General features: G+C 74.1%; 15 protein-coding genes. 3 read left to right on the plus strand and 12 right to left on the minus strand.

Annotated elements, in window-relative coordinates; all coding sequences use genetic code 11:
- Positions 1-54 precede the first annotated feature (54 nt).
- From ACSNN7_RS17360 to glgX, 5 genes are all read right to left on the minus strand, one after another.
- A complete protein-coding gene (locus ACSNN7_RS17360) occupies positions 55-975 on the minus strand; it encodes a CU044_5270 family protein (RefSeq protein WP_436681853.1) in 921 nt (306 codons plus the stop codon).
- Positions 968-1,582, minus strand: a complete 615-nt coding sequence (locus tag ACSNN7_RS17365; RefSeq protein ID WP_436681885.1) for an RNA polymerase sigma factor — start codon at positions 1,580-1,582, stop codon at positions 968-970. Before ACSNN7_RS17365 ends, ACSNN7_RS17360 begins: the two co-directional genes overlap by 8 nt.
- Positions 1,583-1,810: 228 nt before the next feature.
- A complete protein-coding gene (gene treZ, locus ACSNN7_RS17370; protein ID WP_436681855.1) occupies positions 1,811-3,544 on the minus strand; it encodes a malto-oligosyltrehalose trehalohydrolase in 1,734 nt (577 codons plus the stop codon).
- Positions 3,541-5,877, minus strand: a complete 2,337-nt coding sequence (gene treY / locus ACSNN7_RS17375) for a malto-oligosyltrehalose synthase (RefSeq protein WP_436681856.1) — start codon at positions 5,875-5,877, stop codon at positions 3,541-3,543. Before treY ends, treZ begins: the two co-directional genes overlap by 4 nt.
- Before the next feature lie 2 nt (positions 5,878-5,879).
- Positions 5,880-7,997, minus strand: coding sequence for a glycogen debranching protein GlgX (gene glgX / locus ACSNN7_RS17380; RefSeq protein WP_436681857.1), 2,118 nt, complete (start codon positions 7,995-7,997; stop codon positions 5,880-5,882).
- Between the two features lie 318 nt (positions 7,998-8,315).
- Between glgX and ACSNN7_RS17385 the strand changes: the two genes are divergently transcribed.
- A complete protein-coding gene (locus ACSNN7_RS17385; protein ID WP_436681858.1) occupies positions 8,316-9,722 on the plus strand; it encodes a glycosyltransferase family 4 protein in 1,407 nt (468 codons plus the stop codon).
- A 130-nt stretch (positions 9,723-9,852) separates the two neighbouring features.
- On the opposite strand, the gene ACSNN7_RS17390 is transcribed toward ACSNN7_RS17385, so the two are convergent.
- From ACSNN7_RS17390 to ACSNN7_RS17405, 4 genes are all read right to left on the minus strand, one after another.
- Positions 9,853-11,136, minus strand: coding sequence for a citrate synthase (locus tag ACSNN7_RS17390; protein ID WP_436681859.1), 1,284 nt, complete (start codon positions 11,134-11,136; stop codon positions 9,853-9,855).
- Positions 11,137-11,326: 190 nt separating this feature from the next.
- Complete coding sequence (locus tag ACSNN7_RS17395) at positions 11,327-13,354, minus strand: sulfatase-like hydrolase/transferase (protein WP_436681886.1); 2,028 nt, start codon at positions 13,352-13,354, stop codon at positions 11,327-11,329.
- 19 nt (positions 13,355-13,373) lie between these two features.
- Positions 13,374-14,789: a class I SAM-dependent methyltransferase gene (locus ACSNN7_RS17400; RefSeq protein WP_436681860.1), complete on the minus strand. Its 1,416-nt coding sequence runs from the start codon at positions 14,787-14,789 to the stop codon at positions 13,374-13,376.
- Between the two features lie 16 nt (positions 14,790-14,805).
- Positions 14,806-14,955 carry a hypothetical protein gene (locus tag ACSNN7_RS17405; RefSeq protein WP_170285311.1) on the minus strand — a complete coding sequence of 50 codons (150 nt, stop codon included), beginning with the start codon at positions 14,953-14,955 and terminating at the stop codon, positions 14,806-14,808.
- 195 nt (positions 14,956-15,150) lie between these two features.
- Between ACSNN7_RS17405 and ACSNN7_RS17410 the strand changes: the two genes are divergently transcribed.
- Entirely contained in the window at positions 15,151-15,546 is a 396-nt protein-coding gene (locus ACSNN7_RS17410) for a VOC family protein (protein ID WP_436681861.1), read from the plus strand.
- A 12-nt stretch (positions 15,547-15,558) separates the two neighbouring features.
- On the opposite strand, the gene ACSNN7_RS17415 is transcribed toward ACSNN7_RS17410, so the two are convergent.
- Entirely contained in the window at positions 15,559-16,239 is a 681-nt protein-coding gene (locus ACSNN7_RS17415) for a helix-turn-helix domain-containing protein (RefSeq protein ID WP_436681862.1), read from the minus strand.
- 37 nt (positions 16,240-16,276) lie between these two features.
- Between ACSNN7_RS17415 and ACSNN7_RS17420 the strand changes: the two genes are divergently transcribed.
- Positions 16,277-17,128 (plus strand): arginase family protein, encoded by an 852-nt coding sequence (locus ACSNN7_RS17420; protein WP_436681863.1) that lies wholly within the window; start codon positions 16,277-16,279, stop codon positions 17,126-17,128.
- Here the strand turns inward: ACSNN7_RS17420 and ACSNN7_RS17425 are convergent.
- Together ACSNN7_RS17425 and ACSNN7_RS17430 are read right to left on the minus strand one after the other, a co-directional pair.
- Entirely contained in the window at positions 17,118-18,356 is a 1,239-nt protein-coding gene (locus ACSNN7_RS17425; RefSeq protein ID WP_436681864.1) for a glycosyltransferase, read from the minus strand. The two genes, ACSNN7_RS17420 and ACSNN7_RS17425, sit on opposite strands and share 11 nt — an antisense overlap.
- Positions 18,353-20,527, minus strand: coding sequence for an ArnT family glycosyltransferase (locus ACSNN7_RS17430; RefSeq protein ID WP_436681865.1), 2,175 nt, complete (start codon positions 20,525-20,527; stop codon positions 18,353-18,355). Before ACSNN7_RS17430 ends, ACSNN7_RS17425 begins: the two co-directional genes overlap by 4 nt.
- Positions 20,528-20,548: the final 21 nt, after the last annotated feature.

The raw sequence follows: 20,548 nt of genomic DNA on the forward strand, positions 1-20,548 counted from the left end.
GCCCCCACGGCGACCGGGCGGGCCGCGCGAGGCGGCCCGCCCGGTGAGACGGATTCAGCTCGGCTGACCGACGCGGTCGACGATGTCGCGGGCGAGCACGGCCGACGATCCCGCCGAACCGCCCACGCCGAGGAAGGCGTAGCTCTCGGGGTGGAAGACCAGCACGATCTCCCCCGAGCCCCTCGTCGACGGCCAGGCGATCCCGATGCCCGCTCGGCCCGCGCCGTCCTTGGCCTGCTCCACCGCCCGCAGGCCCGGCGTCGTCGCCGCGGCCTCGTAGAGCGCAGCGAGGGTACGGGGCCGCAGGTAGCTGTCGGTCAGGTAGTAGAGCACGTCCTTGCCGGCGGCATTGGCGTCACCCGGCTCGCCGCTGCGGTTCCCGGCCAGGAAGGTCCGCATGGCGGCAGCATCGGTGGGCAGGTCGGCGCGGTAGGCCGGTGCCGGAGTGCACCGTTCAGTCCGGCCCGGAACGATCTCGCCGCCCTTGAGCACCGCCGCCCGTCCGTTCCGGCAGCCGGGGACGATCCATTCCGTGCGGCCGGCGGCGGAGGTCTCGACGATCAGACCGTCCCGGGTGCCGTCCACCGACATCCAGCTCTCCCGCATCCCCCGACCCTCCTGGCTGCGGGAGTAGACGAACTGGCCGGGCCGGGGAGTCACGTCCGGCACGCGCAGCGCGGCGGCTGCCGCGTTCCGCAGGACCTGGCCCGCGTCCGCCCGGGCGGCCGGCACGTCACCGCCGAGCCGATCCGGAGCCAGCACGAGCACCGAGGTGATCGCCGCCGCGACACCCGCCGCCGCCATCCCGCCGAGCACGAGTCGCCAGCTCTTGCGGGTCGTGGGACGGATCGTGGTCGGGGCGGGGGAAGGAGGGGTCATCGCGGCCAGGAGCCGGCCGCGGGCCGAGGCCAGCTGTTCGGTGGTAGCCGGCGGGGTCTCCTGGCCGATCTGCCGGAGCAGTCGCAGGTCATCCATTGCTCAATGCCTCCTCGATCGTGAGGGTGGAATCGCCGCCCAGCGCATCGCGGAGCAGCTTGCGGGCGCGGTTGAGTCGTGACCGCACCGTGCCGACCGGGATCGCCAGCGCGGCGGCCGTCTCGTCGTAGGTCAACTCCTCCCAGGCGATCAGGAGCAGCACGTCGCGATCGCCGGTGGAGAGTTCGGCCAGGGCGCCGAACAACGTTCGGCGCAGCGACTGCGCGGTGACGACGGTGGCGACCCGATCGGCATGCGACGCCTCGCTCATCGCGGGGACGTACGCCTGCCGTAGCCGGTACTCGCGTTCCTCCTCGCGCCGGTGCTGGCTCACCGTGTTGGTGGCGATGCCGTACAGCCACGGCCGGGCGTCCGGATGGGCGGTGTCGAACCGCTCCCGACGGCGGAACGCCGCCAGGAACGTCTCGGCGGCCAGGTCGTCCGCCATCCCGGCGCCGACCCGTCTCGCCAGATAGCGATGGATGCACGGCGCGTGCCGGTCGAAGATCACCGCGAAGCTCTCGGGGTCCCGGACGGACCGCTCGATGACTGCCGCATCCGTCAGCGTGCCGACGTCGGCAGCCCTCACCCGTCTCAAACGATTCATGCACAACCCTTCCGCCCAGCGGGAACCATCACCTGTTGTCCGCAGGCCGCGGAAAAAGGGTTCACGGGCCGGCACGGTGCCCAGTGTCTCCGGCGGGCCAGGGCGGCCGCGCTCGACGCCTGACCGCTGCTGCACACAACGGAAAGGCCACCTCCCGAGGCTGGGAGGTGGCCTTGCGAACGTGTGCGGCGATGCGGGATCTGGTCCCGGCGGCTCGCCGCCCGAGCCTCAGAGCGCCACGATCGCCGCCGTCTCCGCCGGCAGCTCGATGCCGTCGCGCATCACCGTGACGCCGGTCCCGGTGGCCAGCAGCACGCTGCGCACCACCCCCGGCAGGTTGATCCGCTGCGGCTTGCCGGCGAGGTTCGCCACCACCAGGTGCTCCCCGCGGCGCATCAGCAGGAACTGGTCGCCGTGGCGTACCTCGACCCGGTCCAGCCGGGGGTCGGACAGGTCGGGCCGGCTCTTGCGCAGCGCGATGAGCCGGCGGTGGAACTCGTACATCTCGCGGTGCTCGGGCTTGTCCAGCTCGGCCCAGTCGAGCCGGGAGCGCAGGAAGGTCTGCGGGTCCTGCGGGTCGGGCACGTCACCCGGCGGCCAGCCGTGCGCGGCGAACTCGCGCCGTCGCCCGGTGGCGACGGCGGTGGCCAGCTCGGGCTCGGGGTGGCTGGTGAAGAACTGCCAGGGGGTGCTGGCCGCCCACTCCTCCCCCATGAACAGCATCGGGGTGAACGGTGCGGTCATCAGCAGCACCGCCCCGACGCGCAGCAGCGCCGGGGAGAGGCTGGCCGAGATCCGGTCGCCGGTGGCCCGGTTGCCGATCTGGTCGTGGTTCTGCAGGTACGCCACGAAGCGGTGCCCCGGGGTCCGCTGCCGGTCCACCGGCCGCCCGTGGCTGCGGCTGCGGAAGCTGGACCAGGTGCCGGCGTGGAAGAACGCGCCGGTCAGCACCTCGGTCAGGCACTCCAGCGAGCCGAAGTCGCCGTAGTAGCCCTGCCGTTCCCCGGTGAGCAGGGTGTGCAGGGCGTGGTGGGCGTCGTCGTTCCACTGGGCGTGCAGGCCGAAGCCACCGGCCTCGCGCGGCGTGATCAGCTTCGGGTCGTTGAGGTCGGACTCGGCGATCAGCGACAACGGCCGGCCCAGGTGCGTCGAGAGCGTCTCCACCTCGGCGGCGACCTGCTCCAGGAAGTGGGTGGCCCGGGAGTCGGGCATGGCGTGCACGGCGTCCAGCCGCAGCCCGTCGACGTGGTAGTCGCGCAGCCACATCAGCACGCTGTCGACGATGTAGCGGCGTACCCCGTCGGAGTGCGGGCCGTCGAGGTTGACGGTCCGGCCCCAGGTGTTGCTCTGCTCGGTGAGGTACGGCGCGAACATCGGCGCGTAGGCCCCGGAGGGCCCGAAATGGTTGTAGACGACGTCGAGGATCACCCCCAGGCCCTTGGCGTGGGCGGCGTCGACCAGCCGTTTCAGCCCGTCAGGGCCGCCGTAGGGCTGGTGCGGGGCGTACCAGCAGACGCCGTCGTAGCCCCAGTTGTACTCGCCGTTGAAGGCGTTCACCGGCAGCAGCTCGATCATGTCGACGCCGAGGCCGACCAGGTGGTCCAGCCGGCCGATCGCCGCGTCGAAGGTGCCCTCGGGGGTGAACGTGCCGACGTGCAGCTCGTACAGCACGCTGCCGGGCAGCTGCCGGCCGGTCCAGCCCTGGTCGGTCCAGCGGTAGGCGGCGTGGTCGTAGAGCCGGCTGGGCCCGTGCACCCCGGCGGGCTGCCAGGCGGAGCGGGGGTCGGGCAGGGCCCGCTCGTCGTCGTCGAGCAGGAACGCGTAGTCGGTGCCCGGCCCGGCGTCGGGGACCTCGACGCGCCACCAGCCGTCCGGGCCGGCGCGCATGTCGTGGTCGGCCACGCCGGGCAGGCGCAGCCGGACCCGGGCGGCCTCGGGCGCCCACACCGTGAACTCGGTCATGCGGCAGCCTCCACGGAGTCGGTGGGAGCCAGCAGGGCGACGGGATAGGTGCTCAGCAGATCATCCAGGAGCAGCTCAGACCCACTGTAGACCCGGCCGGTGAACACGTCGGCAACACTGTTGCCGGAAATCGAGAGGGTGGTCCCCCGCCAGCCGCCGGAGCGGGCCAGCGTCAGCGGGAGGCGGGTGGCGACGGCGATCGCCCCGCCCCGGTCGAAGGAGATCGCGTGCGCACCGGCCCGGCCGTGGGCCGGCACCGGCCGGTAGGTCGTGAACAGCTCCGGGTGCTCGCGGCGCAGCCGCAGCGTCCGGGAGACCACCAGCAGCTTCGCCGCGCCGTCGGCGTCGACCGCCGGTCGCCAGCCGCCGTCGAGCCGGGCCAGCAGGTCGCGGCGTACGGCGAAGTCGACCGGGCGGCGGTTGTCCGGGTCGACCAGGCTGTTCTCCCACAGCTCGGTGCCCTGGTAGGTGTCCGGCACGCCGGGCATGGCGAGCTGCACCAGCTTCTGCCCGAGCGAGTTGGACCAGCCGGCCGGGGTGATCTCCGCGGCGAAGGCGGTGAGTTCGGCGTGCAGCGCCGGGTCGTCGTACATCCGGTCGACCAGGGCGTGCAGGTCGCGCTCGAAGGTGAGGTCCGGGTCGGCCCAGCTGGTGGAGACCGACGCCTCCCGGGCGGCCTTCTCCACGTACGCGTGCAGCCGCTCGCGCTCGACGGGCCAGGCGCCGACGGCGGTCTGCCAGAGCAGGTGGGCGAAGGCCGGGTCGGCCAGCGGCGCGCGGGCCATCCAGTCCTCGACCCGCTCGGCCCAGTGCTCGGGCAGCTCGGACAGGACGGCGAGGCGGGCCCGGACGTCCTCGCCGCGCTTGGTGTCGTGGGTGGAGAGCGTGGTCATGCTCGCCGGCCAGCGCACCTGCCGGGCGGCGGCGAAGCGGTGGAACTCCGCCGGCGACACGCCGAAGTGGGCGGGTGACCCGCCGACCTCGTTGAGCGCGATGAACCGGCTCCACCGGTAGTAGGCGGTGTCCTCCACCCCCTTGGCCATCACGGCGCCGGAGAGCTGCGGGAACCGCTTCGCCAGCTCGTGCTCCGGGTTGCGCAGGTGGGCGGTGACCGCGTCCAGGGTGGCGGCCAGGTCGGGGCGACGGCGACCGGCCTCGGCGCGGGCGGCGGCGAGGTGCCGGGCCCCCTCGGGCGGGTAGCCCCGGTAGACCGGGAAGCAGGCGGCCAGCTCGGCGAGGGACTCCCGGGTGGCCTGCCGGTCCAGTTCCGGGGCGAGGGCGGCCAGCCGGGTCAGCTCGGCGGCGAGCAGCCGGGTGGCGGCGGCCAGCTTGGTCGCGTGGGTCAGGTCCTGCCAGGAGGTGTGGTGGCCGGTCAGCCGGGCGTCCAGGGCGGTGAAGTCGGCCTCGGCGGACGGGTCGACGAAGAGCCCGCAGACCGCCGGGAGGGCGTCGTAGCCGGTGGTGCCCTCGACGGGCCAGTCGGGCAGCTCCTCGCCGTACTCGAGGATCTTCTCCACCACCAGCCAGGCGTCGGGGGCGGCGGCGCGCAGCCGGGCCAGGTAGCCGGCCGGGTCGCGCAGCCCGTCGGGGTGGTCGACCCGGATGCCGTCCAGCTCGCCGGCCGCCGCCCACCGCAGGATCTCCGCGTGGGTGGCGTCGAAGACCGCCGGGTCCTCCACCCGCAGCCCGGCCAGGTCCGAGACGGCGAAGAACCGGCGGTACGTCAGCTCGCTGTCCCCGCGCCGCCAGGAGACCAGCTCGTAGTGCTGCCGGTCGTGCACCTCGCGCGGCCCGCCCTCGCCGGTGCCGTCGGCGATCGGGAAGCGGTGCTCGTGGTAGCGCAGCTCCCCGTCGACGATCTTGAGGTCGTCGAGGGCGTCGGGGGTGTCGGCGAGCACCGGCAGCAGCAGCCGGCCCCGGTCCCAGTCGATGTCGAACCAGTCCGCGTACGCCGAGGATCGGCCCCGGCGCAGCACGTCCCACCAGGCGGGGTTGGCCGCCGGCTGGGCCACCCCGGCGTGGTTGGGCACGATGTCCACGACCAGGCCGAGCCCGGCCGCGCGCAGCGCCCGGACCAGCCGCTGCCGGCCGGCCTCGCCGCCGAGTTCCGGGTTGACCGCCCGGTGGTCGACCACGTCGTAGCCGTGCGCGGAGCCGGGGGTGGCGGCGAGCAGCGGCGCGCTGTAGAGGTGGGTGACGCCGAGGTCGGCGAGGTAGCCGGCCAGGCCGGCCGTGGCGTCCAGGTCGAAGCCGGGCCGCACCTGGACGCGGTAGGTCGACCCGACCCGCGTCGTCGGTGCCGCCGTCGGGTCGGGCCGAGGGGTGTCGGGCATGGTCAGACCGTCCTCTCCAGGACCACCAGGGAGCGGTCCGGTACGCAGATCGCGCCGCCCGCCTCGACCGTCGTGGTCTTCTCCGGTTCCGGTTCCGCGGTGCTGATCACCAACTCCCAGCGCTGCCCGAACTCCTCGCCGGGCAGCGTGAAGTCCAGCGGGGCGTCGTGGGCGTTGAAGCAGAGCAGGAAGGAGCTGTCCTGGTGGCGTTGGCCGTACTGGCCGCGCTCGGGGATGCCGTCGCCGTTGACGAAGAGCGCGACCGAGCGGCCGAAGTCGTTGCCCCAGTCCTCGCCGGTCATCTCCCGGCCGTCCGGGGTGTACCAGGCCAGGTCGGGCAGGCCGGAGCCGGCGGCCCGGCCGCCGACCGGCAGGCCGGTGAAGAACCGGCGGCGGCGGAACACCTGATGCCGGGCCCGGAAGTCGGTGAGCCGCTGCACGAAGGCCAGCAGCTCGTCGTCGGCCCGCTCCCAGTCGATCCAGGCCAGTTCGCTGTCCTGGCAGTAGGCGTTGTTGTTGCCGCGCTGGGTGCGGCCCAGCTCGTCGCCGTGGCCGATCATCGGCACGCCCTGGGAGAGGACCAGGGTGGCGAGGAAGTTGCGCCGCTGCCGGGCGCGCAGGGCCAGCACGGCCGGGTCGTCGGTCTCGCCCTCCACGCCGCAGTTCCACGACCGGTTGTGGCTCTCGCCGTCGCGGTTGGACTCGCCGTTGGCCTCGTTGTGCTTGTCGTTGTAGGAGACCAGGTCGTTGAGGGTGAACCCGTCGTGGCAGGTGACGAAGTTGATGCTGTGGAAGGGGCGCCGCCCGTCGTCCTGGTAGAGATCGGCGGAGCCGGAGATGCGGGAGGCGAACTCGGCCAGCGTGGCCGGCTCGCCGCGCCAGAAGTCCCGCACGGTGTCGCGGTACTTGCCGTTCCACTCGGTCCACTGCGGCGGGAAGTTGCCGACCTGGTAGCCGCCGGGGCCGACGTCCCACGGCTCGGCGATCAGCTTGACCTGGCTGACCACCGGGTCCTGCTGGACCACCTCGAAGAAGGTGGAGAGGCGGTCGACCTCGTAGAACTCGCGGGCCAGGGTGGCGGCCAGGTCGAAGCGGAAGCCGTCGACGTGCATCTCGGTGACCCAGTAGCGCAGCGAGTCCATGATCAGCTGGAGCGAGTGCGGGCTGCGTACGTTGAGGCTGTTGCCGGTGCCGGTGTAGTCGACGAAGTACCGGCGGTCCTCCTCGCTGAGGCGGTAGTAGCTGGCGTTGTCGACGCCCTTGAAGCTCAGCGTCGGGCCCAGGTGGTTGCCCTCGGCGGTGTGGTTGTAGACCACGTCGAGGATCACCTCGATGCCGGCGGCGTGCAGCGCCTTGACCATGCCCCGGAACTCCTGCACCTGCTGCCCGAGCCGGCCGAGCGCCGAGTAGCCGTGGTGCGGGGCGAAGAAGCCGATGGTGTTGTAGCCCCAGTAGTTGCGCAGCCCCAGGTCGGTCAGGCGGTGGTCGTGCACGAACTCGTGCACCGGCATCAGCTCGACGGCGGTGATCCCGAGCCGCTTGAAGTAGTCGATCATGACGGGCGAGGCGATGGCCGCGTACGTGCCGCGCAGCTCGTCCGGGATCCCGGGGTGGCGCATGGTCAGCCCGCGCACGTGCGCCTCGTAGATCACCGAGTGGTGGTACGGGGTGCGCGGCGGCCGGTCGTTGCCCCAGTCGAAGTACGGGTTCACCACCACCGACTTGGGCATGAACGGCGCCGAGTCGGTGGTGGACATCCGGTCCGGGTCGCCCAGCTCGTAGTCGTAGACCGCCGGGTCCCAGGTGACCTCGCCGTCCACGGCCTTGGCGTACGGGTCGAGCAGCAGCTTGTGCGGGTTGCAGCGCGCCCCATTCGCCGGGTCGTACGGCCCGTGCACCCGGTAGCCGTACCGCTGCCCCGGCTCGACGCCGGGCAGGTACGCGTGCCAGACGTAGGCGTCCACCTCGCGCAGCTCGACCCGCCGCTCGGCACCGGTGTCCCACTCGTCGAAGAGGCAGAGTTCGATCTTCTCGGCGACCTCGGAGAAGATCGCGAAGTTGGTGCCCATTCCGTCGTAGGTGGCCCCGAGGGGATAGCGCTCGCCCGGCCAGACCTGCATGTCGCTCCTTCGGCACATGATCGTGAGCGCACCGTGCGGGCGGGCCGCCGGTGCGCACGCCGCTAATGCCCCACATCCCCGCCGGCCAATCCACCCGATCGGCGGGTATCCGATATCCACCCACCTGATGCCGAGACAGACCTTTGGGTGTCCTCCGTCACGATAGGCCTCTTCGAGATGCGCCGGACCGCGTCATGGCCTTTCCTTGATGCGGACGCGCCCGCGCGGGTGCCTCCGCTCGGCCCTCGGCCACCCCACCACCTCCTTTCCGCCGCCACCGTTGCCGGCGCGACCCTCCATGCATGGACGGAGATTGATGTGACCACCCCGCGGGTCGGCGAGCAGCTCGTGACCGCACCGGACCGGACCTGCCGGCCCACCCCCACCTCGCGCCCGCAGGTCCCGCAGCAGGGCACCGGCACCGGGGTGGCCCCCCGTACCCGCCGCATCCTGATGCTCTCCTGGGAGTACCCGCCCGTGCTGGTCGGGGGCCTGGGCCGGCACGTGCACGCGCTGTCGGTGGCGCTGGCCGCCGCCGGGCACGAGGTCACCGTCGTCACCCGGCACGCCGAGGGCGCACCCCTGGAGGAGTACGCCGACGGCGTGCGCGTGCTGCGCGCCGCCGAGGACCCGGTCACCTTCCCCCTGGCCACCGGCTCCCTGCTGGCCTGGACCATGGCCTTCAACCACACCCTGACCCGCGCCGCCCTGCGCGCCGCCGAGTCCGGCGCCTACGACGTCATCCACGCCCACGACTGGCTCGTCGCGCACACCGCGATCACCCTCGCCGAGCACCTCGACCTGCCCCTGGTCACCACCATCCACGCCACCGAGGCCGGGCGGCACCAGGGCTGGCTGCCGGAGGAGATGAACCGCACCATCCACGGCGTCGAGCACTGGCTGGCCGGCGAGTCCGGCCGGGTGATCGTCTGCTCCGGGTACATGCGCGACGAGGTGGGCGCGCTGTTCGGGGTGCCCGCCGGCCGGGTGGACGTGGTGCCCAACGGCGTCGAGCCGCACCGCTGGCAGGTGCCGGTGGCCGCCGTGGCCTCGGCCCGGGCCCGGTTCGCCGCGGACGGCCCGCTGGTCACCTTCGCCGGTCGGCTGGTCTACGAGAAGGGCGTGCAGCACCTGCTCGCCGGGCTGCCCCGGCTGCGCGAGCGGCACCCCGGGCTGCGGGCCGTGATCGTCGGCGACGGCCCGTACAAGGCCGCGCTGGAGGCCGAGGTGCACCGGCTCGGGCTGGGCGCGACCGTCAGCATGCCGGGCTTCCTCGGCGGCACCGACCTGCCGGCCGTGATGGCCGCCTCGGACTGCTTCGCCGTGCCGAGCATCTACGAGCCGTTCGGCATGGTGGCCCTGGAGGGCGCCGCGGCCGGCGCGCCGCTCGCCGTCGCCCGGACCGGCGGCCTGGCCGAGATCGTGGAGCCGGGCGTCACCGGGATGACCTTCGCCCCGCAGGACCCGGACGGGCTCACCGAGGCCGTCGACGCCCTGCTGTCCGACCGCGAGCGGGCCCGCCTGCTCGCCCGCCGGGCCCGCGCCATGGTCCAGGAGCAGTACGGCTGGACGGCCATCGCCCACCGCACCGCGACGGCGTACGCCACCGCGATCGCCGGCGACGCCGCGTTCACCACCGAGCGCGCCGAGCTGCGGATGACGCTGGGCCGGGCGTCCGCGCCGATCCCGCAGGGAAACCTGCTGGCCGCCGCCGGCCTGCGCTGACCCGTACCCGGGAAGGGCCGTCGACCCCGCCCGGGGCCGGCGGCCCTCGTCGTGCCCCCGGCCACGATCGCCGAGCACGGCGAAGGCCGCCGACCCGCAGGGGTCGGCGGCCTTCGGTGGTGCGGGTGGGTCAGCGCTCGGCGATCGCGGTGAAGTCCCGCTCGGGAGCACCGGTGTAGATCTGCCGCGGACGGCCGATCTTGGTCTCCGGGTCGTTGAGCATCTCGCGCCACTGGGCGATCCAGCCGGGGAGCCGGCCCAGCGCGAAGAGCACCGTGAACATCTTCGTCGGGAAGCCCATGGCCTTGTAGATCAGGCCGGTGTAGAAGTCCACGTTCGGGTAGAGCCTGCGGGAGACGAAGAAGTCGTCGGCGAGGGCGATCTCCTCCAGCTCCATCGCGATGTCCAGCATCGGGTCCGGCTTGGCCATCCGGCCCAGCACGTCCTGGGCGGCCTTCTTCACGATGGCGGCGCGCGGGTCGTAGTTCTTGTAGACCCGGTGACCGAAGCCCATCAGCTTCACGCCGTCCTGCTTGTCCTTCACCTTGCGGACGAAGGAGCGGACGTCACCGCCGTCGGCCTTGATCTTCTCCAGCATCTCCAGCACGGCCTGGTTGGCGCCGCCGTGCAGCGGACCGAACAGGGCGTTCACGCCGGCCGAGACCGAGGCGAAGAGGTTGGCGTTGCTGGAGCCGACCAGCCGCACCGTGGAGGTCGAGCAGTTCTGCTCGTGGTCGGCGTGCAGCACGAAGAGCATGTCCAGCACCTTCGACATCACCGGGTCGACCTCGTACGGCTCCGCCGGCACGCCGAAGGTCATCCGCAGGAAGTTGTCGACGTAGCCCAGCGAGTTGTCCGGGTACAGCAGCGGCTGCCCGATGGACTTCTTGTAGGCGTACGAGGCGATGGTGGGGACCTTCGCCATCAGCCGGATCGTGGACATCTCGACGTGCTCGGCGTCGAACGGGTCCAGGCTGTCCTGGTAGAAGGTCGAGATGGCGCTGACGGCCGAGGAGAGCACCGCCATCGGGTGCGCGTCGCGCGGGAAGCCGTCGAAGAACCGACGCATCTCCTCGTGCAGCAGCGAGTGCCGACGGATCCGGTCGCTGAACTCGGTGAGCTGCTGCTGGGTGGGCAGCTCGCCGTAGATCAGCAAGTAGGAGACCTCCAGGAAGGAGGACTTCTCGGCCAGCTGCTCGATCGGGTAGCCGCGGTACCGCAGGATGCCGGCGTCGCCGTCGATGTAGGTGATCGCGGACGAGCAGGACGCGGTGTTGACGAACCCGGGATCGTAGGTGGTCATCCCGGTTTCCTTCAGCAGCTTGCTCACCCCGATGCCCGCGGGGCCTTCGACCGCGTCGTGCACCGGCATCGAAAGCTGCCCACCGGGGTGATCGAGCTTGACTTCCGTCATGTGGTTCCTCGCTTTAGCCGGCGAATCTTCGTTGAATTGCCTTCGCTTTTACCGTAATCACGCTCCCCGGGATACCGCCCGCCGTGGTTCGGTGGTGAGGTATGCGTCACCCGATTCCCGGCCCGTCGGCTGGGAAACCCTGGTGAGCGGGGGCGGCCCCGACGATGACGGACATCGGGGACGAAGGGTTCTACGACAGGTTCAGCCGGCGCAGGGCGCCGTCGGAGCCGACCCGGTAGAGGTCGAGCCGGTTGGCCCCGGCGCGGAACAGGTGGTCGTCCGGAAGGAGAGCGGCGAAGCGCCGGCCCCCCTGGTCCGGAGGCACCACCGGGACGACCGCACCGACGCGGCCGTTGACCGCCACCGCCAGCAGGGTGCCGTCGGGCACCGCCCGGGGCACGGTCCCCCAGACCAGCGCCGGCAGCTCCCCGGCGGCCGGGTCGACGCGCTCGAACGCCGCCCGGTTCGCCACGGTGGCCGTCCCGCCGACCGGCCGGTCGCCGACCTCGGTGCCGACCAGCGGGTGCGGCGCAGGGTCCGGCGGACGGCCGGGCACCCCGCCACGCAGCGTCAGCGGCTGCCCCGGCCGGTCGTAGAAGCGCTTCTCCGCGCCCGCCCGCGGGGCCTGCCGGGCGGAGCGCCCGTCGACCTGCCAGGGAATCCTGACGTGCACCGCGTCGGCGATGGTGGGCAGCAGGTCGACGTGCTCCCAGTTGCGGTCGTCGACCCGGCCGGCGCGCTGCCCGGGGGCACGGACGAACATCGGCACCCAGGCCACCTCGCCGGCCGCGTTGTCGATCGCGTCCAGGCCCCGGCCCTGCCAGTCCCGGGTGAAGCTCACCCCGTGGTCGGCGGTGAGCAGGATCAGCGCCTTGTCCCACAGGCCGGTGGCGCGCAGGGTACGCAGGGTCTCGCCGACCAGCCGGTCGGTGTAGCGCAGCTGGGCCAGGTGCCGGGCGCGGGCCAGCTCGACCCAACCGGCACCGTCGTTGGGCAGGTCGTCCGGGGCGGCGTAGCGCGCCCCCGAGGGCAGAAAGGCCCAGGGCGCGTGCGGCATCAGCAGGTGCAGGAAGTGCAGGGTCGGCCGGGCCGACGGGCGCAGGCCGGCCAGGAAGCTGGTGAACCGGGCCGGCTGGTTGTCGTCCAGGTTGTCGAAGCGGAACCTCGGGTCGGCCGGGACCGGCTCGGCGGCGTCGAGGCCGGCCTCGGCGCGGGTCCGCTCCCGGTACGACTCCTCCGGGTCGATCCGGCTGTCCACCGGCGCGGCGACCTGCCGCAGCAGCTTGCCGCTCTCCCGGACCAGCACGCCGAGCCCCTGCTCGGGGGTGGCCGGCTGGTCGCAGCGGCTGGGCGGGCAGAGCCGGGTGATGCTCTCCTGGGCCCGGACGTCGTACAGGCCGCCGAGGGCGGTGAAGAGGTTGTCCGGGTACTGCGAGTAGTGCGGGGCGAAGGGCTGGGCCGGGTAGCGGCCGGTGAGCATCGCCGGCAGCGCGTACGGCGTCCAGCCGCTGACCCCGGTGGCGTTGCGGTACCAGGTGGACCCGGCGGCCAGCTCGGCGAAGTGCGGGTAGGCGGTGCCGTCGATCTTCCCGTCCGGGCCGAGCAGCGAGACCAGCGGCAGCTCGTCGAGGACGATCATGACCACCGGTGGATGCTCCCCCGGCCCGACGACGCCCGCCGCACCGCCGTGCCCGCGGGGCAGCACCACCGCAGAGGCGGGCGAGGCGAAGAGGAAGAGCGCGACGAAGACGGGCGGCCCGATCGCGGCGACCCGCAGCACCCGGCCCGGCCCGCGCCAGCGCGCGTGCGCCGCCGCCCCGGCGGCGCCGAGCAGCACGGCGACGAGCACCAGCGGTACGCCCCGCAGCGGGGTGCCGTGCCGGCCCACCTGCACCGCCAAGGCGGCCAGCAGCAGCCCGACGGTCCCGGTGTGCGCCGCCCGCCGCACCCGCGGACCGGCCAGCCCGGTGGCCAGCCCGAGCAGCGCGACGGCGAGCGTGGGCAGCACCGCGATCAGGGCCACCAGCAGCAGCACCTCGCGCGGGGCGGCGCGGTGGAACAGGAAGAAGTCGGGGCTGCGTCCGAGCACGTCGAGCAGCGGCTGGGTGACCACCAGGCCGAGCAGGGCGGTCACCTCGAGCAGCCGGCCCAGCTCGGCGCGCCGCCCGTCGCCGGCCGGTGGGGACGTCGGTGGCCCGCCGGGATCGCGCCGTCCGATCGGCGGCGCGAGGACCGGATCAGCCACCCACGACCGCCTGGTAGAGGGTGCGGGTGCCGCAGGGCAGTTCCTGCTGCCGCTCGATGCGGCAGCGCGCGGCCAGCAGCCGCGCGAACTCGTCGCGCCGGTAGTCGGGGAAGAGCCCGTCCGGCTTGTTGGCGAGCAGCCGGCGGGCCATCGGGTCCTCGGGGTGGACGAACTCCGCCACCAGCCGGCCGCCCGGCCGGGCGTACGCGACGAGCTGGTCGAGCAGATCGCCCAGCGGCACGTTGCGGCCGAGGGCCAGGTGGTGCACGACGGCCAGGGCGAGCACCACGTCGGCGCGGGCGCGCCGGGCGAAAGCGGCCCGCTCCACGCCGCGCCAGCCGCCCCCGGGCGAAGGGTCGGCCAGGTCCATCACCAGGGGCAGGATCCGGCGTTCACCCTCGGCCCGCAGGGCCCGGTAGAGGGCGTCCACCACGGCCGGGTCCTGCTCCACCGCGACCACCTGCGCGGCGTGCCGGGCGGCGATCCGGGCGTACCGGCCGTCGTTGGCGCCGAGGTCGAGCACGAGCCGCGGGGTACCGGCGGTCCGCACCGCGGCCTCGACGAAGCGCTCCTTCTCCTCCCGGTCGCGCGGGGTGTAGCTGCAGGTGCGCTGGTAGTCCACCCAGTGGCTGCCCTCGTCGCGGCGGTCCAGCCGACGGATCAGCCGGTCGATTCCGCGTACGGTCGCCAGCGCCAGGTCCCGGGAGTAGCCGGCCGCCCGCAGCTGCGCCCGGACCTCGGTGGTGCTGGCGCGGGCGTTGCGGCCCTGCATCGCCCCGTGCAGGTGTACGTGGGTCGGCACGCCGGGCAGCAGCCGGCGGGTGCCGCGGAACAGCCGGCGCATCGCATCCGGCTCGATGCCGTCGACCCGGGCCCGCAGCCAGGGCTGGAAGTCTAGGCCGAGGTGGGCCTGGAGCAGCAGCGGGTAGAGCAGGGTCTGGCAGAACTGCCGGTAGCCGGCCCACGGCTCCCCCTCGGCGAGCGGCGCGAAGGAGCCCACGTCGATGAAGACCGGGGCGGCGCCGCGCCACTGGAGGTTGTAGGCCGATCCGTCCTTGGTGGTGAACCCGGCCGACAGCGCCCGGCGCAGGATCTCCAGGTGCAGCAGCGCCGCGTCGCGCAGCATCGCGAACGACCACTCGTACGGGTGGGAGACGAACGGGATCCGCTCGTGGCGCAGCACCGCCGTCCAGCCGGGCAGCCGGGCCGGGTCGACCTGCTCCGTGCCGCAGACCTTGCCCTCGGCGAGCAGTTCGGCGAAGAAGGCGCTGCCGGACAGGGCCCGCCAGTCGCGGGCCCCCTCGGGGCCGAGGCCACGCAGCACCTCGTCGCCGGCGTGGAAGACCCGGTTGGCCGGGTCGCGGAAGGAGCCGGGCTCGACCCGGATCCCGGTGTCGGGGGCCGCCATCGGGGTCCGATCCCGCTCAGCCGCGGTCGGTGGGCTGCCGGCGGAACCGGTCGACCAACCGGCGCCAGTAGAGCTTCGCGGCGACGGCCGCTCCCGCGACCCCGCCGACCACCGCCTGCACGATCAGGCTGCCGGACCCCGCGTCCAGGTAGGCCAGGTGAATCACCGACCGCTCCCTTCCCTCGCCGTCGTGTGGGCCGGCACTGCAGGCACGCCGAGATGCGGCTTTTATGCCGTTAAGGCCGGACTTGTTCCCTGGTCACGGTACGCCGCCGGAGGCGGCCGTGCGGGCCACACCGGGCACTGCGACCTGTCCGTTCCGTTCAAGACCACGACGCCGCTGCGGGCCTAGCGTGTCGCCATGGCACTTCACCTGGATCTGGTCGGCATGGCCGTCGCCGACATGGCCCGCAGTCTCGACTTCTACCGGCGGCTGGGACTGGCGATCCCGCCCGAGGCCGACGCCGAGGACCACGTGGAGGTCACCCTCCCCGGGGGCCTGCGGCTGGCCTGGGACGCGGTGACGATGGTCCGCACCTTCCACCCGGGATGGACGCCGCCGACCGGCAGCCCCCGGGTCAACCTCGCCTTCCGCTGCGCCGGCCCGGCCGAGGTGGACCGCTACTGGGCGGAGCTGACCGGCGCCGGCTTCCACGGCGAACTGCCGCCCTGGGACGCCTTCTGGGGCCAGCGGTACGCCGTGCTGCACGACCCGGACGGCAACGGCGTCGACTTGTACGCCCCGCTGGCCGGTTGACTCGCCGCCGGGTCAGCTCCGCAGCAGGGTCGCCGGGGGCACGCCGGCCAGCTCGCGTACGTCGCGGGTGAGGTGCGCCTGGTCGGCGTACCCGCTGCGGACGGCCACCTCGGCCAGCCCGGCGCCGGTGCGGGCGAGCGCCAGGGCCCGGCGCATCCGCAGGATGCGGGCGAGGGTCTTCGGGCCGTACCCGAAGAGGGCCCGGCTGCGGCGGTGCAGGGCGCGCGGGCCGAGGCCGACCTCGGCGGCGGTCGCGGTGACGGTGGCGCCCGCCGCGAGCCGGGCGGCGACCCGTGCGCCGAGCGGGTCGGGACCGCCGGCGGTGGCCAGCCGTTCGGCGGCGACCGCCTCCAGCGCGGCGGCGGTCGGCCGGTCCCCGAGCCGCTCGGCGATCCCGGTGGCCGCGCGACCCCAGAGCGCGTCCAGCGGCACCCGCCGGTCCCGCAGCTCGTCGGCGGGAACACCGAAGACGGCCGGGCCGGTGCCGGGCGGCAGCCGCACTCCCAGCCACCGCTCCCCCGGTGTGCCGACGCTCAGGTGCGCGGTGCGGTCCGGCCCCGCCACCAGCAGGCCCGATCGGCTGGACCAGAGCAGGTCGAGGCAGCCGTCCGGCAGCACCCGGGCGGCCGTGCCCTCGCTGACGGCGGACCACAGCACAGCGCCGGGCAGGCCGGCCGGACGTTCGCGGTACATCACCCCCCACCCTGCCAGGTCGGGCTAGCCTGCGCGGATGCGGTGGACGGTGCTGGACGCGGCGCTGGACTCCTCCGGCCGGAGCCGGGGCGAGGAGCGCGGCCCACGCGCGCTGCGGGCCGCCGGCCTGCTGGCCGCGCTGGACGCCGACGACGGCGGGGTCCTCGACGCCCGGATCGACGACGCCGCGCGGGACCCGGCTACCGGGCTGATCGGCGCGGAGCAGGTCCGCCGGGCCGCCCGGGCGATCGCCTCCGGGGTGGCGGCGGTCCGCGCCGCCGGACGCCGGCCGCTGGTCCTCGGCGGCGACTGCACCCTCCTGCTCGGCGTGTTCCTGGCCCTGCCGCCCGGCAGCGGCCTGTGGTTCCTGGACGGTCACCCGGACTTCTCCGACGGATTCGGCTCGGCGACCGGAGAGGGCGCGGACATGGAGCTGTCCCTGCTCACCGGCCACGGCCCGGACCTCTTCGACCGGGTGGCGCCGCTGGTGGCGCCGGAGCTGGTCCGGCTGGTCGGCCACCGCCCGCCCGGTGACGAGGAGGCCCGCCGGGAGGCCGAGCGGGTGGACCCGCGGATCCCGCAGGTCCCGGCGGTGGAGCTGCGGCGGCGGGGCGCCGGCCGGGTCGGCCGTGAGCTGGCCGCGGAGGGCACCGGACCGGCCTGGCTGCACCTGGACGTCGACGTGCTCGACCCGGCGGTGCTGCCGGCGGTGACCTATCCCGAACCGGGCGGCCTCGACTGGGCCGAGCTGCTCACGCTGATCGGGCCGCTGGCCCGGTCCGGACGCCTGCTCGGGGCGAGCGTCGCCGACCTCGACGCCGACGCGGACCCCGACGGGCGGTACGCGCGCCGCCTCGTCGAGGTCCTCGCCGCCGCCCTCACCCACTGACCTCCGGCCGGCGATGGTGCATGGCCAGGCGGAGCAGCAGGAAGCGCAGGGCGGTCGCGGCCAGGTTGGCGGCGACCAGCACCGCCAGCTCCACCGGGCGGGAGGGGGCGGTGATCGCGTGCAGGGCCGCCAGGGACCCGCTGGTCAGGGCCAGGCCGAGGCCGAAGGCCAGCAGCCCCTGCAGGTGGTGCCGGCCGGCGTGCCGGCGCCCGGTGATGCCGAAGGTGAGCCGCCGGTTCGCCGCGGTGTTGGCCACCGCCGTCACCAGCAGCGCCAGCAGGTTGGCCCACTGCGCGCCGAGCATCCCCCGGGTCGCCACGAACAGCAGCAGGTACGCCAGCGTGCTGGCCACCCCGACGGCGGCGAACCGGGCCAGCTGCCGGGGCAGGCCGACCGGCACCCGGGCCGGCGGGGCGCTCAACGGCGCCCGGCCGAGCTGCGCACGCAGCTGCCGCACCGGCAACGCCCCGGTCAGCAACGCCCGGCCCAGCCGGCCGATGCCGCGCAGGTCGGCCAGGGCGGTGGCGACGATGTCCACCCGGCTGTCCGGGTCGTCCACCCAGTCCACCGGCACCTCGTGGATGCGCAGCCCGGCCCGCTGGGCCAGCACCAGCAGTTCGGTGTCGAAGAACCAGCCGGTGTCCTGCACCAGCGGCAGCAGCTCCCGCGCCACGTCGGCGCGGATCGCCTTGAAGCCGCACTGCGCGTCCGAGAACCGGGCCGCGAGGGTCCCCCGCAGCAGCAGGTTGTACGCCCGGGAGATCACCTCCCGCTTGGCGCCCCGCACCACCCGGGAGGTGCGCGCCAGCCGGGTGCCGATGGCCAGGTCGGAGTGGCCGGAGATGAGCGGCGCGACCAGCGGCAGCAGCGCCGCCAGGTCGGTGGAGAGGTCCACGTCCAGGTAGGCCAGCACCGGGGCGTCCGACGCCGACCAGCTGTCCCGCAGCGCCCGGCCGCGGCCCTTGGCCGCCAGGTGCCGCACCTCGACGCCGGGCAGCTCCGCGGCGAGCGCCTCGGCGACCTCGAGGGTCGCGTCGACGCTGGCGTTGTCCGCCACGGTGATCCGGAACGGGTACGGGAAGTGCGCGCTCAGGTGCGCGTGCAGCCGCCGCACGCAGGGGCCCAGGTCGGCCTCCTCGTTGTGCACGGGGACCACCACGTTCAGCACCGCGGCCGGCACCGCGACCCGGGTATCGACGGCCGGCCGGTGGCCGGTGGCGTGCGTCATCCTCGTCCCCGCTTCCCGCTGGTCAGGTCGTAGACGGCGACCCCGTCCACGGTCTTCGACGCGAAGGTCCCGGCGACCCAGGCGGTGATCTCCTGCGAGGCCGAGCTGCCGCCGTTGGCCCGGAACCCGCCGCCCCCGACGAACCAGTGGATCCGGCCGTCGGCGACGTACGCCTGGAACTGCGCCAGCGTCGGGGACGGGTCGCTGCCGTTGAAGCCGCCGACCGCCATCACCGGCTTCCCGGTGGCGAGCTGGTAGCCGGAGGCGTTGTTCGAGCCGACGGTGGCCGCCACCCAGGTGTAGTTGTCGGCGTCGCTCTCCAGCAGCGCCCGCAGTTCGGCGCTCGGCTCGCGGGCGTCGAGCAGCCCGCCCATCGCGCCGCCCCGGCCGGTGCCACCCGCGCTCTGCCCCGGCAAAGCGCCCCGAAAGCCGGGGAACGGTCCGTTCTGCCCGCCGGGGAGCTGACCACCACCGGGTAGCTGGCCGCCCGGGAAGCCCGGCACCTGGCCGTTCTGTCCGCCGGGGAGGCCGGGCAGGCCGGGGAACTCGGCGCCGCCCGGCATCCGGCCGCCCGGGAAGCCACCCCGTCCGGGACCGAACCCGCCCGGCACCGCCGGGCCGGCGCTCGGGATCGCGCCGGTGTGCGGGGTGGCCGCCGTGTGCAGGGCGTACGCGGCCGGTCCGGCGAGCGCGGTGACCGCGCCGAGGGCGAGCGTCACCGGTACGACCCGCCGGGGCAGCCGGTCCGCCAGCATCATCAGCGCCGCCGCGGCGAGGCCGCCGACCAGCACCACGGTACGGAGCCAGGGATACCAGTCCGGGCTGCGACCCAGCAGCCGCCACGACCACCAGGCGGTCACGCCGAGGGTCGCCGCCAGCGCCGCGGTGGCCAGCAGCCTCCGGTGGCCCGCCCACCGACCGGACGCCGCCACGGCACCCGTGTCGTGCGCCGCGATCGACTCGGGCCCGGCGCTGCGCTGCCGCCAGAGTTCTACGACGCCGATGCCGACCAGGGCGCCGACCGCCGGGGCCAGGGCGACGGTGTAGTACGCGTGGAAGATTCCGGACATGAAGCTGAAGATCAACCCGGTCACCAGCAGCCACCCGCCCCACAGCAGCAGACCGGCCCGACGCCGGTCGGTGCGGGCCGCCCGGCCGGCCAGCACCAGCCCGGCCACCAGCAGGATCAGCGCGGCCGGCAGCAGCCAGGAGATCTGGCCGCCGACCTCGGTGTCGAACATCCGCAGCCAGCCGGTCCGGCCGGAGAACGGGCCACCGCCCCGGCCGCCGACGCTGCCCTCCTCGTTGCCGGTGAGCCGTCCCAGGCCGTTGTAGCCCAGGGTCAGCTCCAGGATGCTGTTGCCCTGCGAGCCGCCGACGTAGGGGCGGGACCGGGCCGGGACCAGCTCAACGACGGCCACCCACCACCCGGCGGCGACGGCCAGGGCCAGCCCGGCCAGCAGCAGCTGCCGGATCCGCCGCCCCAGCCCGGTCGGCGCGGCCACCAGGTAGACCCCGGCGAAGACCGGGACCACCAGGAACGCCTGGAGCATCTTGGTCAGGAAGCCGAAGCCGACCAGCGCGCCGGCCAGGACGATCCACCGAGTGCCGGCCGTCTCCACCGCCCGCACCGTGGCGTACGCGCCGAGCACCAGCAGCAGGACCAGCAGCGCGTCGGGGTTGTTGAACCGGAACATCAGGGTGGCCACCGGAGTGAGCGCGAGGACCGCGCCCGCGACCAGGCCGGCCGCCGGGCCGTACCAGCGCCGGACGGTGGCGTACAGCGCGCCGACCGTGGCGACGCCGAGCAGCGCCTGCGGCACCAGGATCGACCAGCTGCTCAGCCCGAAGAGCCGTACCGAGAGCGCCATCAGCCAGAGCGACGCCGGGGTCTTGTCCACCGTGATCGAGTTGGCCGCGTCGGAGGAGCCGTAGAAGAACGCCTTCCAGCTCTCCGAGCCGGCCTGCACGGCCGCCGAGTAGAAGGAGTTCGCCCAGCCGGAGGCGCCCAGGCCCCACAGGTAGAGCACCCCGGTGGCGAGCAGCAGCACGGCCAGGGCCGGTCGCGCCCAGCTCGGGTCCCGGCCCGGCGGCGGCGCTTCCGCCGCCACGGGTAGGAGGTCCGGCGCGGGTGCCGCCGGCGCGGTCAGCAGGCTCTCGGTTCTGTCCATGCGGCCAGCCTGGCGACGCCG

This window comes from Micromonospora sp. URMC 105, from assembly GCF_051386295.1.
Classification (GTDB): Bacteria; Actinomycetota; Actinomycetes; order Mycobacteriales; family Micromonosporaceae; genus Micromonospora.